Here is a 13,211-nt window from a genome sequence, read left to right as displayed (position 1 = left end):
ATCCGCCCTCCGGCATGCATCATCAATGACATGAGCCTCCTGAATGAGATCCAGTGTCATGTTTGAAAATAGGAATAATTCCTAGGTTTGAACCTATCCAAATGGCTAGTTTTTGCACTAACGTTTAAAGACATCGCGGTGACTGACCTAGACAGTACCATCTGTGAGTGTTGTGAGAGATGGGCGGGTATGGTCTCAACCCACTACGGATGAGATCCAGGGATGGCCGAGGAAACTAACATGGCCTCAGACCCACTGCTCAGCTTAATCGACGCCATCTATGCCGCTGCCGCTGACCCTTCCTTGTGGCCATTCGTGGCTCGCCAAATCCAAAGCGCCATCGGTGGGCATAGCGTCAATCTTGCACTTGAAGATCTGGACGACTCACGCGTCAACTTGATGTACACCACAGGGGTCTGCCAGGAGGATATTGAGCTCTATCAGAACGAAGTTATGGGAAAGGATCAGATGACGGATCTTCTCAATGTCGTTCCGGAGTGTACTGCCTTCACAAGCCAGGACTTCTACGACATCAAGTCAGTTCGCTCGATGTACTGCTACGAGGCCTTCTACGAAAAGGTCGGCTACACACACTTCAACGTGGGCCTATTTTATCGTGATAACGGCCGTAGGGCTTGGCTGTCCGTAGCCAGGAGCGAGAAGGATCCGCTCTATACGCCAGAGGAGCAAATGCTCATGCAGGTCCTCACGCCACACCTTAGGCGGGCGTTCCTGATAAACGTACAGTTGCTCGAAGCTCAACTCACATCGAAAATTGCCTTGGACTCGCTCGAACATATTGCCGCCGCAATGCTGTTGCTGACGAATAATGGTCAGGTCGTACAGCACAACTCCCGGGCGGAGCACTACCTCCATATTGATGGTGGCTCTACCAAGCAGGCAACCATTCGCCTTCCGGACGCCCATGCCAATAGCCATTTGCATACACTCATCGGAGCCATTAGCCAAGACGAAACAAAGGAGCAAAATGGTATCTTGCCCTTCGTCGAGAAGGGCGTGCAAAAGACCGCCTTGTGCTTCCCCTGGCGTAGCAGTGACGAACAGTTTGACTGGCTGGGTAAGACCGCCTGCTGCATCGTGTTTATCCTATCTCCGAGCGCTGATGCGCCTCATGAAGACATGCTGCATAAGACTTTTGATCTCAGCAAAGCGGAAGTAAAAGTGCTGCAACGGCTGATGTCGGGAATGCAGGTGGCAGAGGTCGCTGGCTACCTCTTCGTAAGCCAAGCCACGGTCCGTTTCCATATACGAAACCTGTTGCGCAAGACGGCGAGTCGGAACCAGGCCGAAATGATTACCCGGGTCTTTAATACCGCGAGTGTCCGCGTTGAATAGATATCCATCATGGCGACAAATCAGGGCAAGACCATGATCATTTTGTCAGCATGTATAATCTTGTCCGGGTACTCAAAACGCCAGCTGCAGAACCTCAACGACTTTCCGCACCTCAAAGCCTGGTTTGACAGGATGCACAGCCGCCCTGCCGTGATTGCCGCCTATGGAAAAGGCAAACCCTGGACCAGCCGGCCGGCTGTGACCGAAGAAGGCAAGAAACTGCTGTTCGGACAGACCGCACTGGCCTGAATTCAAACAGCGTCTCCCAATTAAGCTCGAACTGATCACCTCGAAATGACGCTAAAAGGCCTCTCTTCAAGAGTCAGGCCTTTTTGCGTGTGGCTTCAAGACCGGCCCCAGCCTCTGAAAAAAGTCAGACTCCGATGGAATTAATCGGCTTTTCTAAACCGAATTTTTCGTTTACAGAATCCACCAACCGAAAGATACTTGACCATGGAGAACGATCGTTCTACTCTTTGTCGCATGGATAACACATCGAACACCGACATCAGAGCAAGGCTGCTGCGCATCACCGAGGAGCTGATCTACCAGAACGGTATCAGCGCCACCGGCATGGACCTGATCGTCAAGACATCCGGCGTTTCGCGCAAGACGATTTACCGCTATTTCGGCAACAAGGACCAGCTGATCGCCGAGGTATTGAAAGGCCGGGACGAACGCTGGAATCAGTGGTTTGAAGCCGAGGTCAGAAAGGCCGGAAGCCCGAGGGACCAGTTGTTGAACCTCTTTGAGGTTCTTAAAAGCTGGTTTGTGTCCGACGGTTTCCGGGGCTGCGCCTTCATCAATACCGCCGGCGAAACCGGTAATTCAGACGATCCGGTTCGACAGGTTGCCCGGGATCACAAGGCGAAACTGCTCAGCGTTGTGCGTACCCTCTGCCATGAAGCGGATTACCGCGATCCGGATGCCCTGGCCCGGCAGTACCTGATTCTGATCGAAGGGGCTATTACGGTTGCCTATGTGCTTGGCGACCATGCATCCGCAGACACTGCACGTGAGATCGCGCAAAAGCTGCTGGACACATAGCAGCCACAAGTTATTTAAAACGACCTATCCCCGCAGGAGACAGACGATGTCCGCTAACGATACAGTTCGCCCGCCGCTTCCGCCCTTTACGCGTGAAACCGCCATCCAGAAAATCCGCCTGGCGGAAGATGGCTGGAACAGCAGGGACCCGGAAAAAGTGTCCCTGGCCTACACCCTGGATACCAAGTGGCGCAACCGCGCCGAGTTTGCCAGCAATCGCGAAGAAGCGCGGGGCTTCCTGACCCGCAAGTGGGCAAAGGAACTTGAGTATCGGCTGATTAAGGAGCTTTGGGCCTTTACCGATAACCGTATCGCGGTGCGCTACGCCTACGAGTGGCACGATGACTCGGGCAACTGGTTCCGCTCCTACGGCAACGAGAACTGGGAGTTCGACGAACAGGGCCTGATGTTCAACCGCTACGCCTCCATCAACGACATGCCCATCAAGGCATCTGAGCGCAAGTTCCACTGGCCGCTGGGCCGCCGCCCCGATGATCATCCGGGCCTGTCGGATCTGGGCCTGTAAGCCCGTTGGCCTGAAGCCAGGCCGGCTTTGCTTTAACGAGGATGTAACCATGCGCAAACTCGACTCCACCCCCTTCTCGCCCTGGCACGCCGGCGAGAAGCAGCTGCAGGCCAGGGCCGGTGTGGCCGAGCGCATGGACGTGCATGGCCCCAGGGCCATTCTCGACCAGATCCCCGAGCAACACCGCCTGTTCTATGGTCAGCTGCCTTTTGTGCTGCTGGGAACGGTAGATGACAGCGGGCGCCCCTGGGCCACCCTGCTGGAGGGCGCACCGGGTTTTGCCCATGCACTCACCCCCGAACAGCTGTGTCTGGATGCTCAGCCGAATGCAGACGATCCGGCCACCGCTGGCCTGCACCCTGGTGCAGCCGTGGGACTGCTGGGCATAGAGCTGCACACGCGCCGGCGCAACCGTGTTAACGGCCATATCACAGCGCTGAACCATCAGGGGTTCACGCTGGCGGTGGAGCAGGCGTTCGGCAATTGTCCGCAGTACATTCAGTTGCGCCAGCTCAGCGGCCTTGCGGCGGAGCCAGCCCAGCCGGCCGCTGTCGAGCGGCTGAATGGCCTGGACGATGCTGCGCGCGACCAGATCCGTGGCGCCGATACCTTTTTCGTCGCCAGTTATGCCGAGCTCGACGACGGCCGGCGTGCCGTGGACCTGTCCCATCGGGGCGGCCGGGCTGGCTTTGTGCGAGTACGGAATAACCGCCTGACGATTCCCGATTTTGCCGGCAACCAGTACTTCAACACCCTGGGCAACCTGCTGCTCAATCCGCGAGCCGGCCTGCTGTTCATCGACTTCACGACGGGCGACCTGCTGCAGCTCAGCGGGCGCACCGAACTCAGCCTGGACGATAACGCCATTCGCAGCGTCAAGGGGGCCGAGCGGTTGTGGTATCTTGATGTCGAGCGCCTGGTTCGCCGCCGTGGCGCCTCGCGCCTGCGCTGGGAATTCCGGGAATATTCACCGAAAAGCCTCATGACAGGTACCTGGAGCGACGTTTAAACCAGGCCAGCCGTTGCAACACGCCGCCCTCAATGGATGGCTATTCAGCCATCCAGTTAGACATAGACCAGCAGATTCGGGTCATAGCTGCGCACACACTCGCGACCGTAACCGCGCTGATTGCTGACCACGCGCGTCGAGCCGATTTCGAGATCGAAATTGTCGTGGGTATGGCCATAGCACCAGAGATCGGGCGCATATTGGTGAATCAGGTGATCCAGGTCCAGATTGAAATACGGCGTCATGTCGCTCGGGGCAAAACGCCGGTTTGCCAGCGACAGGCTGGGCGAAAAGTGGGTGACGATCACGGTTTTCCCGTGAAATGGAGTGGCCAGTTCCTGCTCGAGCCAGGCCTGGTGCTGCTCCCCCAGTGCCTGACAATCATCAACGGTAAACACCCGATTTTGGTAGCCGATCACGCGGAAGTCGTCAATGGAACCCTGCGCCTGCACACGGGCATCAGCCCGGCGCCCGTGGCCATTGCCAAGAAAGGTACTCCACAGCGTGCAGCCCAGGAAGCGAACGCCCTCGATCACCACGCTGTCCATCTGCAGCACATGGATGCGCGGATTGCTGGCAAACCTCAGGGTTAAAGCGGTTTGCGCCGCCTGCATGTCGGCAATCCCGTAGGCTTCGTGATTGCCTGGCACATACAGGATATGCGCCGCCGGAAAACGCCCGGACAGTTCCTGCAGATAACGCCCAACCTCAGTAAAACCGGCAATGTCCCCCGCCAACACAACCACGTCGGGAAACTGCCTGGAACCGGGTAAATGGCCCGTCATCATGCCCTGCGGCCAGTCCTGTAATTCCAGGTGCAGATCACTGTGCAGCGCGACAGCCAGGGCGTCAGCCATAAAATATGCTCTTGGGGGAACTGGTTTAAATGTCTTTAATAACAGAAAAATTATAATCACAAATCAGTACAGCTGCCGCCCCCGCCCCAGGACAGTTGTCGCCTGATCAGCGTTGTCTGGGCCAACGTTTCTGGCGTAAGGCCTGGGGCTGCCTGCGAGCCGAAGTCTTTGAGCGACAGGGCTTGAGCGGCAGTGCTTCAGCGGCATAAGCGGAGCGCGCGAAAGTCTGCTGTCGGCACACTTTACAGGCCGGATCGTCCCGTACGTGGATTGGTGAACAATCAGTACCGAGAACTTTGCGTCCCGAGAAACCGCTTAAAGCCCTGTCCATGATTGCTGGGCAGGATCGTTCGGGGGGACCTCGATCAATGCGGACTCTCGCGATCGGCTTCAGGACCGGGCCTGACTGCATTTTCGGACGCAGTCAGGCTGGACGGGGTGCTGAAGCCGGTTCGAGCAGAGATTGTTATTCCGCAACTGGACGGCGCCCCGCCGGCGCAATCTGGCCACGCACCTCGCCACCCGCGAAATCGCCCGGGCCGGTATTGGTAGGATCCACACCGTCATTGGTATGGACGTTGACGTAGGTACCGCTGGAGCGCATCGCTGCCACCAGCACAGACAGGTCCTGTCCGGCCAGCGGTCCAGTCAGGCTGCCCGCCGTAATGGTGCCTTCAGCGAGTATGCCGTCGATGGCACCGTCGGCGGGAGGAAAGGGACCGGCGAGGAAGGCCACGACCGGGCCGTTAGTCTCGACCGGCGCCAAATGAATATGCGCCGCAACGACATTGTCGATGTTGGCGACAATGAGCTTGTAGTCGAGCGCCAACCCATCACTGCTGAGCTGAAAGACGGCCTGGCCGGTCGCAAAAGTCTCGGCTGGTGGAACCTCGTTGCCACCCTCGAGGTGCGCAACGAAATTGCCAGCATCAGGCGGCTGCGCCAATGAAAAACCGGAGGCGAAGTAAAGCAGGAATGCTGTCAGCATGCCCACAAAATGCTTACTATTCATGACTATATCCTTTAATCAACAGGGACCGGGCGGCCAACGGCTTTTCCGGAGCAATGCCAGGAAATAGAGCGACACCTGGACCCTGGATGGTTTTTTGGACTACCTGTTATTCTGAATGGTGACTCCCTTCACGAACGACCGCCCCGCCATGGCTTCCTAAGCGTGGGACAGCTTGCCGTTATTCGCCAATGGAATTGTGCTGGCATCGACCAGGCTCGAGGCTGCCCGCCGTTGTCGGAGCAAGTGCGCCCTTATCTGCGGGAAAAGGGGCCGGCTCCGCCGAACTGAATTTCTTCGGCGCGCGCGGCGATCTCCTCGCCGATCTGGGCCCGACCCTCGTTCCGCCGGCCCCCTTCCCGGGGCCGTTCAGCCTGGCGAATGCCCTGAATCCGAAAAAAGGTATTCGGCTGCTGCCCCCAACGCTGGCAAGAAATAGTCCGGCTCTCAATCGACGAACGGCGACTATCGCCATTCGGAGATTAGGCGCCTATCACTGTGCTGCCATCGGTAGATATATCGACGTTTGTGGGAGCCCGCTGTGCGGGCGAACAGGGCTTGGGCGAGCACTCGATTGCCCGAAGACCGGGCCCCTACAGATTTCCGGTACGGCTGCGGCTGACGATGTATTTGTCAGCCGGGTTAATAACCGGCGAACAGCCCCGACTGGCAAGGCCACCCGACAGCACCAAGAATAACGAAGACCTTCTATATTTAACTGCACCGGTATATCCAGGAGGGCTATACAATGTCGAACGTCATTCTGCTCGGTACTCGCAAGGGTACGGTGATATTTGATCGCGGGAATTCAGCCTGGCAGCCCCGCCCCATACTGCACGCGGGTATTCCCGTGTGTTACGCCGCGTGCGATCCGCGAGACGGTACCCTGTGGGCCTCCCTGGACCATGGTCATTGGGGACCCAAGCTGTCGCGTTCCCGTGACGGTGGCGCCACCTGGGAGGATCTGGCGACGCTCAAATACCCCGAGGGTGCACGCCATATCGTGCAATACCTGCCGACTCCGGATTTCGATCCACAAACACCCGCCGGACAACCCGAATACCACGATGCCACGCTGTTGAAGATCTGGAATATTGCCTTTGGCGCCGCCGGACAGCCCGGCAGGCTCTACGCCGGTACCATCCCCGGCGGTCTGTTTGTCAGCGACGATGGCGGCGATAGCTGGGAGCTCAACCGCCCGCTCTGGAACCACGAGAGTCGCGGCGGCGACCTGTTCAGCGGTGACGCGACGAGCGAAACCCGCTGGGGCGGCACACCGGCAAGCGTCGACTATGGCGTGTTTGAACCGGGCATCCATTCAATCGTTGTCGATCCCCGCGACCCGGATCACATCCACGTTGCCGTCTCCTCGGCCGGCGTGCTCGAAACCACCGATGGCGGCCGCAGCTGGGCGGGGCGCAACCGGGGCATGTTGAATGACTATATGCCCGATCCCAACGCCGACTGGGGACACGATCCGCACTTTATCGCCGCCTGCCCGGCCCAGCCGGATCATCTCTGGCAACAGAACCACTGCGGTGTGTTTTACAGTGAAGATGGCGCCCAGACCTGGAACAAGGTCAGTATTCCAGAACGCGGGGTGCACTTCGGCTTCCCGGTCGCGGTGGATGCACAGGACGGGCGCACGGCCTGGGTCATTCCGGCGCAGGCGGATATGGCACGTATGGCGATCGACGGCGGCCTCTGCGTGGCGCGCACCCAGGATGGCGGTCAGACCTGGCAGACCTTCCGTACCGGCCTGCCCCAGCAGCACGCCTACGATCTGGTGTTGAGGCACGGTATGGATATAGCAGGTGACTGTCTCTGTTTCGGCACCACCACCGGCAACGTCTACCTGTCGGAGGATCGCGGCGAAACCTGGCACTGCCTGGGGCACAACTTCCCGCCGGTCTATTCGGTACGTTTTGGGTAACCGCCATGGTCAGAGTTGAGATGACACCGCACCTGTACCGGTTTTTCCCCGCGCTTGAGAAGCTGCAGATCGAGGTGCCGGCGGGCTCCGTCGCCGAGGTTGTGCAGGCGATCGACAACATCGCCCCCGGCTTCTGCGACTACGTACTGGATGAACGGGGCGCGCTGCGCCGACACGTCAGGCTCAGCGTCAACGACACTGTGGTCATCGACAGAAAGACACTGTCAGATCAGGTCGCCGATGGCGGGACGGTCTATATCTTCCAGTCCCTGAGCGGCGGTTAGGTCCGGTTCATTCAATTCAAATCAATTCAAGCAAAGAACCGGATCAATCGAATCCAGGCAACTCCACGGCATGTTTCCAGAAGGACGTCTCACGCGGCGCTGGGCCCGGGAACCGGACTCACGGGGTCTTGCCTTTTGCGTCTCAAATGAGAAACCAGAGCAAAAGACAAGACTCCGTAGCCTCTGCATACAAGATCAACCGTCTGGATCACCGGATACAGCGTTTTCGTTTTCGATAGACAGTAGGAGCTGGGGAATTAGGTATGCTGTCCCCGGAATTCGCTCAGTTTCGTTCGCCTACTCATCAGCGTTTCCGCAGATTTCAGACTCCGCCACAGGCGCAACACTCGATACAGGTAGGTGGTTAACCCTTACCTGACAGGGACTTTCACCCTGCAAGATGAATCAATAACCGGCGCATCTTTGCTGCGTCCGGCGCCGAAGGCGCGAAGTCAATTAATTGGTTGCTCAGACGCACAACGCTCGTATTTGCGGATAGTATGGAGCGCAGCGAAAAGCCAGTCCTACAACGTGTGTTTGATACTGATTGAGCCTTCTCCGCCCAGCATAGACCGCAGCCTATGCTGGAGGTGACGAAACCGAACCGGAGAAGGCTAGTGAGATTCTATACCAAAAAATCACCGGTATTACTGTGATATCGATCTGCATGCCCGGGTTCTCTATGTCTGCATCCTCGATACCGGAGATCAAATTCGAGTACACAGAAATATGCCTGCGACCAGCATGGACCTGATCGACTTGCTGGCACCCTACCTTCACGAAGACATCGTCATCGGGGTCGAATGCATGCATTGCTGGTACGGGGTCTCCGATCTCTGCCAACAACTCAACCTGCCGTTTGTGCTGGGGCATGCCCTCTATATGCGGGCAATCCATGGCGGCAAGGCGAAATATGCCAAGATCGACTCGCTGAAAATCGCCAAGCTCCTCAAAAGAGGCATGGCTCAGCAAGCTCAATCGCAAGGAGATCGCTGCCCTGGTCGGCGTCGCTCCTATGAACCGCGAAAGCGGCACCTATAATGGCAAGCGACGTATTCGAGGAGGCCGTCACCGCATCCGCACGGTGATGTTCATGGCGATGCTCTCGTCGATTCAATGCAACCCCGTCTTCAAACGCTTCTACGCGCGTCTGAAAGAAAGGCAAGCTACCCAAAGTGGCCATCATCGCCTGCATGCGCAAGCTCATTGTGCTCAATACACTCCTGAAAAACGAGGAGCGCTGGTTCGAAAAAACGGTCTAATTATATTGACGGAAAGCCATAGTCACTTGTTATACATATCACTCATAATGAAATTTTTTGTTGGGTTCATTTGAACTATATTCGATCAATTCCCATTCAAATCCCATGTCATCATAGAAATATAGCCTTCTACGATAGCTTTCCTTTGGTGTTTCAATGCTTCTTTTATACCCAGCTTCTACTAATTTTGATTCGATTTTATCAAGATCATCAACAACAATTGAAATATGGTTAACTCCAAAATTTTTATAGGCCATCCTTGGATAGGTAGGATTCGCATCCAAGTGTGCTTCTTGAAGTGCAAAATAGTATTCGTCATTTCCAATATGGACCCACCGATAACTTTCTTCTGGAAAACAATCTTTTCTCACAACAAAATCAGGGGCAATTATCTTAATAAATCTAATTGCTTCATCTATATCAGGTACCGTGATGTTCGCATGTTCTAATCTAGTCATATTTACTTCCAAGATGTATAACGCCCATATTTTGAGGTCGGAACTGCGTAGAAACGGAGGTCCCAGCCCGCTTGAAAGTAACTACAATTTTTTGTTAAAGCATGTTTATTCATAGTGCGCAACAGCTCTGCAAACCTTACCTTGATTATTGAAGTAGAAAACTTCAGAAGAGTATCCCTTGCGCCCTTTATAGTAAATTACAAGACTCTCCACGCCTATAAACACATTGATGAATTCAAAATATAACTTCGGATTTGTAGAAAGTCCTATCGCCCAATACTTACCCACAGAAGCTTTACCTTTTAATTTGCCTTCGGGAATTCCCATTCGTTCGGGGATGATGGGAGAGTATAATTCAAAGTCTTCCGTATAATGGGAAAGAATCGCTTCTAGGTCGTGAGAATTCCAAGAATCAATCCAGTGTTTTGCGAAACTATCTGCGAATTCCTTGTCTATTTTCATGCTCATCCCCTTGTTGCATAACGTCGAAGCTCAGGAGCGCGGCTTTGCCGCGTCCGACTGCAGCGTCTGGTTATGCGGTGTACGTATAAACTTTCCATGTGCTTTTCTTTGTATTCAATGAGTCGTAGAGCTTTTGAGCCTGTTCATTATCCTCGGCAGTAAGCCATTGCAGCCTGGCTGCGCCTTTACTTAAAGCAAATTTAAGGCAATGGTTTATCAGTCGCTTCCCGATACCTTTTCCCCTATAGTCGGGGACTATATAGAGATCATTCATGACACCGACACGGGCAGGAATGCTCGAAACAAAGGAAAAATATACCGTAGTGAAAGCTACAGCTGCTCCTTCATCATTCCGGTAAAGAAATAGGCATCCATCATTCCCACTTTCACTAAATTGAGAGAAGAATGACCTATTCCTATCGTCACTGATGTCAAGTATTCCATAAAACTCCTGATATTCACGTACCAATGGAAGTACTTCTTCTAGGTTCTTATCTGATACTGCTTCAATCACTTAATATTTCCTCAAATCACATAATAGCGCGAAGGACGAGCGTCCAGCGACCGTAGGCAGCGAATTTAATGACCTGGTTATGCATTTTTGATCTCAATGAACCACTTAGGGTGCATTTCGTCGAAGTCCGTTCGAACATTGGACGGCAGGTAACTTGCTGAGTCTAATATGAAATCCTGACCACCTACACGCTTGAAAACGACCCAATGCCAGAAATTTTTCCCATCTTCCTGATGGTGTTTGATGGAGAGCAATGCCAAATCAGGTAATACACTCCATGATTCAAACGGAATTTCATCGATAGACGTATCGACACCGGCTTGAGACAGCATATTTCTTACATATTGAGTTTCAGACCAAAGCGATTTATCTTCAGCATAGATACCCATAGCGTTTGCTGTTTCTTTCATTTCTGGATAGGTCTTGCCCAGAATATTAGCAACAGATGCAATCCCGCATCCTGTCGTTTCTTCCTGTATAACGGGCTTCAGCACGATCGTCTCCTTAATACTGGTATAACGCTGAGCTTTGCGGCGGTTTTGAAGGAGCGAAGCGACGAAAAAACCGCACGACAACAGCCCCTGCTTAGCTGATGAACTTTGCCATAGCACGGTTCTGCGCTCCTTCTCCGGTTTCCAGGCCGGTTTTGACACCGGCTCGGTTCCTCTATGATTGATTCTGACTTGCTTTCAGTTTACCCGTCAGAGTTTCAATTTTGATTTCTACGCCAACAATAGCCTGTACCAAACGTTCGGTGAAATCCGTTGGCGCATCATCCACGGACCAAGGAGTGTCCCTTTTCATCTCATGTTGGCCTGTGAGCTGATGGAGATGTTGTTTCAACCAGCTTGGATCTCGAATAATCTGCGCACTACCGTGCGCATGGATAGCCAGATAGTTCCATGTTGGTACGACCCGACCTGTCTCTGCCTTGATTGGGTACCATGAGGGTGACACGTAAGCATCTGGCCCCTGAAAAACTGCAAGCACTCGAGCTCCGTCCTGTATGCGTTGCCAGACAGGGTTACTGCGGGCCAGGTGACAATGAAGATATCCAAGAGAATTATTTGCCCCAGAACTCAGATGAAAGGGGACGTGATTGGCCTCAATCCCTTCATCGTCCGCGATTACGAGCAGCCCAAAGCCATAATCGCGAATGTACTGTTGAAGCTTCTCTTGGTCTTCTTCTTTGAAGTGATTCGGGACATACATCCTTTTATGCTCCTGGGTAGAGTCCTTGCTGCATAACGCCCGCATAACGTGCAAATAATGCTTGGCTTAAATAAGGAACGAAGTGACAAAAGCCAAGCTTTATTTGTCACTATTAATGCGCTTGCAGGTGTATTTAAATTACATTTGTACTTAGTGCAATCTGATAACTGGCAGACTTTGCATGTGTTGCACTTAGGATAATATTTACATTTTTATTATCTTTAGATTTACCAGAAACACTAAAAGATTCTAATGTATTTTTACCAGCAAAGTTTGGTATGCTTCTGGTGAGAATGACCAGCCAACCTTTTTGGAAATACGTTGCATCACTTTGTTAGTTTCTGCGATAAATAAATCTGCATTTGTTTGTTTTATTAATACAGTACAAACGCCATCCCTTCTGTAGGTTATTGAAAACTGACCATCCGGTGATGTAAATGACCACGCTTTTCCTGCGTTACCTTGTAACAAACTATCAGCAAGATTTTCGGGTAATTGATTGATGCCCTGCTTTTTAAAAAGCTGCGATAACTTCTCACCTTCACCTGCATGTCTAACACATGCAGTAAAAGCAAAGTTTGCGGCAAACATTTCTGGAGAGCTTTTTGCGTTAGCTGGTTTATCACAACCAGCAATAGTAGTGGCTATGATTGGAATAAAGAATAATTTTTTCAACATCATTGTCGGTATACACCTTGTTGGCACCTAACATTTGTATCTTAGCCTCGGAGACCGTTTTATCTGAGGCTAGTATTTTCTGATGAATTGTCGTGAAAAACTGACGCAAAGCCAGCTAGCATGAGCCGTTCAGGCCATCTGCTCAATCGCACTGAATCCGACAAAACGATCACCAAGCCTCACATCTAATTTTTGACTATGCCTTGTAACTTCATGATTTCAAATAAGTATCAGCAAATTTTTAGCCACACGCCAGGATACTGGCCTGCAAGGCCGTATATCCTTCTTGAAACCCATGGGAAATGAGCACTGGTCGCCCGCTAACCAAAACGGCAGGTGTCTAAAAACCACGCTACCGCCCTAACGATGACCAAATACAGTCCCGCAATGCAGGCAGAGCCAGGGAGAACGGAGGAATTGAGATTGGAGGGGAGGATTCACCCAGCCTGGCTTCCGTTGCTCAGCTGACGATTTGCTTTATTGACGATCAAAACCCGGCACCGATCATCCATAGGTGCCTTAGCAGGCTGTTGAAAAGCTACCTGCGGTTGCTATCGCGGCGTTAAAAATCGGCTCACAGGCTTTGCCTGAACGCACTGTAGTG

The 13,211-nt window shown here is 53.3% G+C and carries 17 protein-coding genes; 9 read left to right on the top strand and 8 right to left on the bottom strand.

What is annotated here, in order from left to right; all coding sequences use genetic code 11:
• Positions 1-222: 222 nt before the first annotated feature.
• The 5 genes from F451_RS0124015 to F451_RS0123995 all read left to right on the top strand — a co-directional run bounded on the left by F451_RS0124015 (position 223) and on the right by F451_RS0123995 (position 3,938).
• Positions 223-1,356, top strand: coding sequence for a helix-turn-helix transcriptional regulator (locus tag F451_RS0124015; protein ID WP_020683967.1), 1,134 nt, complete (start codon positions 223-225; stop codon positions 1,354-1,356).
• A gap of 60 nt (positions 1,357-1,416) precedes the next feature.
• Complete coding sequence (locus tag F451_RS0124010; RefSeq protein ID WP_156826623.1) at positions 1,417-1,605, top strand: glutathione S-transferase family protein; 189 nt, start codon at positions 1,417-1,419, stop codon at positions 1,603-1,605.
• A 204-nt stretch (positions 1,606-1,809) separates the two neighbouring features.
• Positions 1,810-2,403, top strand: a complete 594-nt coding sequence (locus F451_RS0124005; RefSeq protein WP_205624073.1) for a TetR/AcrR family transcriptional regulator — start codon at positions 1,810-1,812, stop codon at positions 2,401-2,403.
• 46 nt (positions 2,404-2,449) lie between these two features.
• Complete coding sequence (locus F451_RS0124000) at positions 2,450-2,929, top strand: nuclear transport factor 2 family protein (protein ID WP_020683964.1); 480 nt, start codon at positions 2,450-2,452, stop codon at positions 2,927-2,929.
• Between the two features lie 49 nt (positions 2,930-2,978).
• Complete coding sequence (locus F451_RS0123995) at positions 2,979-3,938, top strand: pyridoxamine 5'-phosphate oxidase family protein (protein WP_020683963.1); 960 nt, start codon at positions 2,979-2,981, stop codon at positions 3,936-3,938.
• Between the two features lie 56 nt (positions 3,939-3,994).
• Here F451_RS0123995 and F451_RS26455 read toward each other — a convergent pair whose 3' ends face one another.
• Both F451_RS26455 and F451_RS26450 read right to left on the bottom strand, forming a co-directional pair.
• The gene (locus F451_RS26455) at positions 3,995-4,795 is read right to left on the bottom strand and encodes a metallophosphoesterase (RefSeq protein ID WP_020683962.1); all 801 of its coding nucleotides are present in this window, start codon (positions 4,793-4,795) and stop codon (positions 3,995-3,997) included.
• Between the two features lie 466 nt (positions 4,796-5,261).
• The gene (locus tag F451_RS26450; protein ID WP_020683961.1) at positions 5,262-5,807 is read right to left on the bottom strand and encodes a CHRD domain-containing protein; all 546 of its coding nucleotides are present in this window, start codon (positions 5,805-5,807) and stop codon (positions 5,262-5,264) included.
• A gap of 745 nt (positions 5,808-6,552) precedes the next feature.
• Between F451_RS26450 and F451_RS0123980 the strand changes: the two genes are divergently transcribed.
• The 4 genes from F451_RS0123980 to F451_RS27495 all read left to right on the top strand — a co-directional run bounded on the left by F451_RS0123980 (position 6,553) and on the right by F451_RS27495 (position 9,357).
• Positions 6,553-7,737 (top strand): WD40/YVTN/BNR-like repeat-containing protein, encoded by a 1,185-nt coding sequence (locus tag F451_RS0123980; protein ID WP_020683960.1) that lies wholly within the window; start codon positions 6,553-6,555, stop codon positions 7,735-7,737.
• Positions 7,738-7,742: 5 nt separating this feature from the next.
• The gene (locus tag F451_RS0123975) at positions 7,743-8,021 is read left to right on the top strand and encodes a MoaD/ThiS family protein (protein WP_026292036.1); all 279 of its coding nucleotides are present in this window, start codon (positions 7,743-7,745) and stop codon (positions 8,019-8,021) included.
• Between the two features lie 744 nt (positions 8,022-8,765).
• Positions 8,766-9,062, top strand: a complete 297-nt coding sequence (locus F451_RS27990) for a hypothetical protein (RefSeq protein ID WP_156826622.1) — start codon at positions 8,766-8,768, stop codon at positions 9,060-9,062.
• A complete protein-coding gene (locus F451_RS27495) occupies positions 9,037-9,357 on the top strand; it encodes a transposase (protein WP_420835291.1) in 321 nt (106 codons plus the stop codon). Before F451_RS27990 ends, F451_RS27495 begins: the two co-directional genes overlap by 26 nt.
• On the opposite strand, the gene F451_RS27490 is transcribed toward F451_RS27495, so the two are convergent.
• From F451_RS27490 to F451_RS27985, 6 genes are all read right to left on the bottom strand, one after another.
• The gene (locus F451_RS27490) at positions 9,322-9,741 is read right to left on the bottom strand and encodes a VOC family protein (protein WP_083928540.1); all 420 of its coding nucleotides are present in this window, start codon (positions 9,739-9,741) and stop codon (positions 9,322-9,324) included. The two genes, F451_RS27495 and F451_RS27490, sit on opposite strands and share 36 nt — an antisense overlap.
• A gap of 105 nt (positions 9,742-9,846) precedes the next feature.
• Positions 9,847-10,203: a YybH family protein gene (locus tag F451_RS0123960; protein WP_020683957.1), complete on the bottom strand. Its 357-nt coding sequence runs from the start codon at positions 10,201-10,203 to the stop codon at positions 9,847-9,849.
• Between the two features lie 70 nt (positions 10,204-10,273).
• Complete coding sequence (locus tag F451_RS27485; RefSeq protein WP_083928539.1) at positions 10,274-10,717, bottom strand: GNAT family N-acetyltransferase; 444 nt, start codon at positions 10,715-10,717, stop codon at positions 10,274-10,276.
• 77 nt (positions 10,718-10,794) lie between these two features.
• The gene (locus tag F451_RS0123950; protein ID WP_026292034.1) at positions 10,795-11,211 is read right to left on the bottom strand and encodes a hypothetical protein; all 417 of its coding nucleotides are present in this window, start codon (positions 11,209-11,211) and stop codon (positions 10,795-10,797) included.
• Between the two features lie 172 nt (positions 11,212-11,383).
• A complete protein-coding gene (locus tag F451_RS27480) occupies positions 11,384-11,929 on the bottom strand; it encodes an FMN-binding negative transcriptional regulator (protein WP_205624072.1) in 546 nt (181 codons plus the stop codon).
• Positions 11,930-12,178: 249 nt separating this feature from the next.
• A complete protein-coding gene (locus F451_RS27985) occupies positions 12,179-12,610 on the bottom strand; it encodes an NMCC_0638 family (lipo)protein (protein WP_156826621.1) in 432 nt (143 codons plus the stop codon).
• Positions 12,611-13,211 lie beyond the last annotated feature (601 nt).

Origin of the sequence: Marinobacterium rhizophilum DSM 18822 (genome assembly GCF_000378045.1) — a bacterium.
In the GTDB taxonomy this organism is placed as follows: domain Bacteria; phylum Pseudomonadota; class Gammaproteobacteria; order Pseudomonadales; family Balneatricaceae; genus Marinobacterium_A; species Marinobacterium_A rhizophilum.
Note: the sequence above shows the minus strand (reverse complement) of the source record. Positions and strands in the feature narration are given on the sequence as shown.

Bases quoted from the DNA above. Each gene is read 5' to 3' on its own strand.
- F451_RS0124015 (WP_020683967.1), top strand. From the start codon at position 223: ATGGCCGAGGAAACTAACATGGCCTCAGACCCACTGCTCAGCTTAATC.
- F451_RS0124005 (WP_205624073.1), top strand. From the start codon at position 1,810: ATGGAGAACGATCGTTCTACTCTTTGTCGCATGGATAACACATCGAAC.
- F451_RS0124000 (WP_020683964.1), top strand. From the start codon at position 2,450: ATGTCCGCTAACGATACAGTTCGCCCGCCGCTTCCGCCCTTTACGCGT.
- F451_RS0123995 (WP_020683963.1), top strand. From the start codon at position 2,979: ATGCGCAAACTCGACTCCACCCCCTTCTCGCCCTGGCACGCCGGCGAG.
- F451_RS26455 (WP_020683962.1), bottom strand. From the start codon at position 4,795: ATGGCTGACGCCCTGGCTGTCGCGCTGCACAGTGATCTGCACCTGGAA.
- F451_RS26450 (WP_020683961.1), bottom strand. From the start codon at position 5,807: ATGAATAGTAAGCATTTTGTGGGCATGCTGACAGCATTCCTGCTTTAC.
- F451_RS0123980 (WP_020683960.1), top strand. From the start codon at position 6,553: ATGTCGAACGTCATTCTGCTCGGTACTCGCAAGGGTACGGTGATATTT.
- F451_RS0123975 (WP_026292036.1), top strand. From the start codon at position 7,743: ATGGTCAGAGTTGAGATGACACCGCACCTGTACCGGTTTTTCCCCGCG.
- F451_RS27990 (WP_156826622.1), top strand. From the start codon at position 8,766: ATGGACCTGATCGACTTGCTGGCACCCTACCTTCACGAAGACATCGTC.
- F451_RS27495 (WP_420835291.1), top strand. From the start codon at position 9,037: ATGAACCGCGAAAGCGGCACCTATAATGGCAAGCGACGTATTCGAGGA.
- F451_RS27490 (WP_083928540.1), bottom strand. From the start codon at position 9,741: ATGACTAGATTAGAACATGCGAACATCACGGTACCTGATATAGATGAA.
- F451_RS0123960 (WP_020683957.1), bottom strand. From the start codon at position 10,203: ATGAAAATAGACAAGGAATTCGCAGATAGTTTCGCAAAACACTGGATT.
- F451_RS27480 (WP_205624072.1), bottom strand. From the start codon at position 11,929: ATGTATGTCCCGAATCACTTCAAAGAAGAAGACCAAGAGAAGCTTCAA.
- F451_RS27985 (WP_156826621.1), bottom strand. From the start codon at position 12,610: ATGATGTTGAAAAAATTATTCTTTATTCCAATCATAGCCACTACTATT.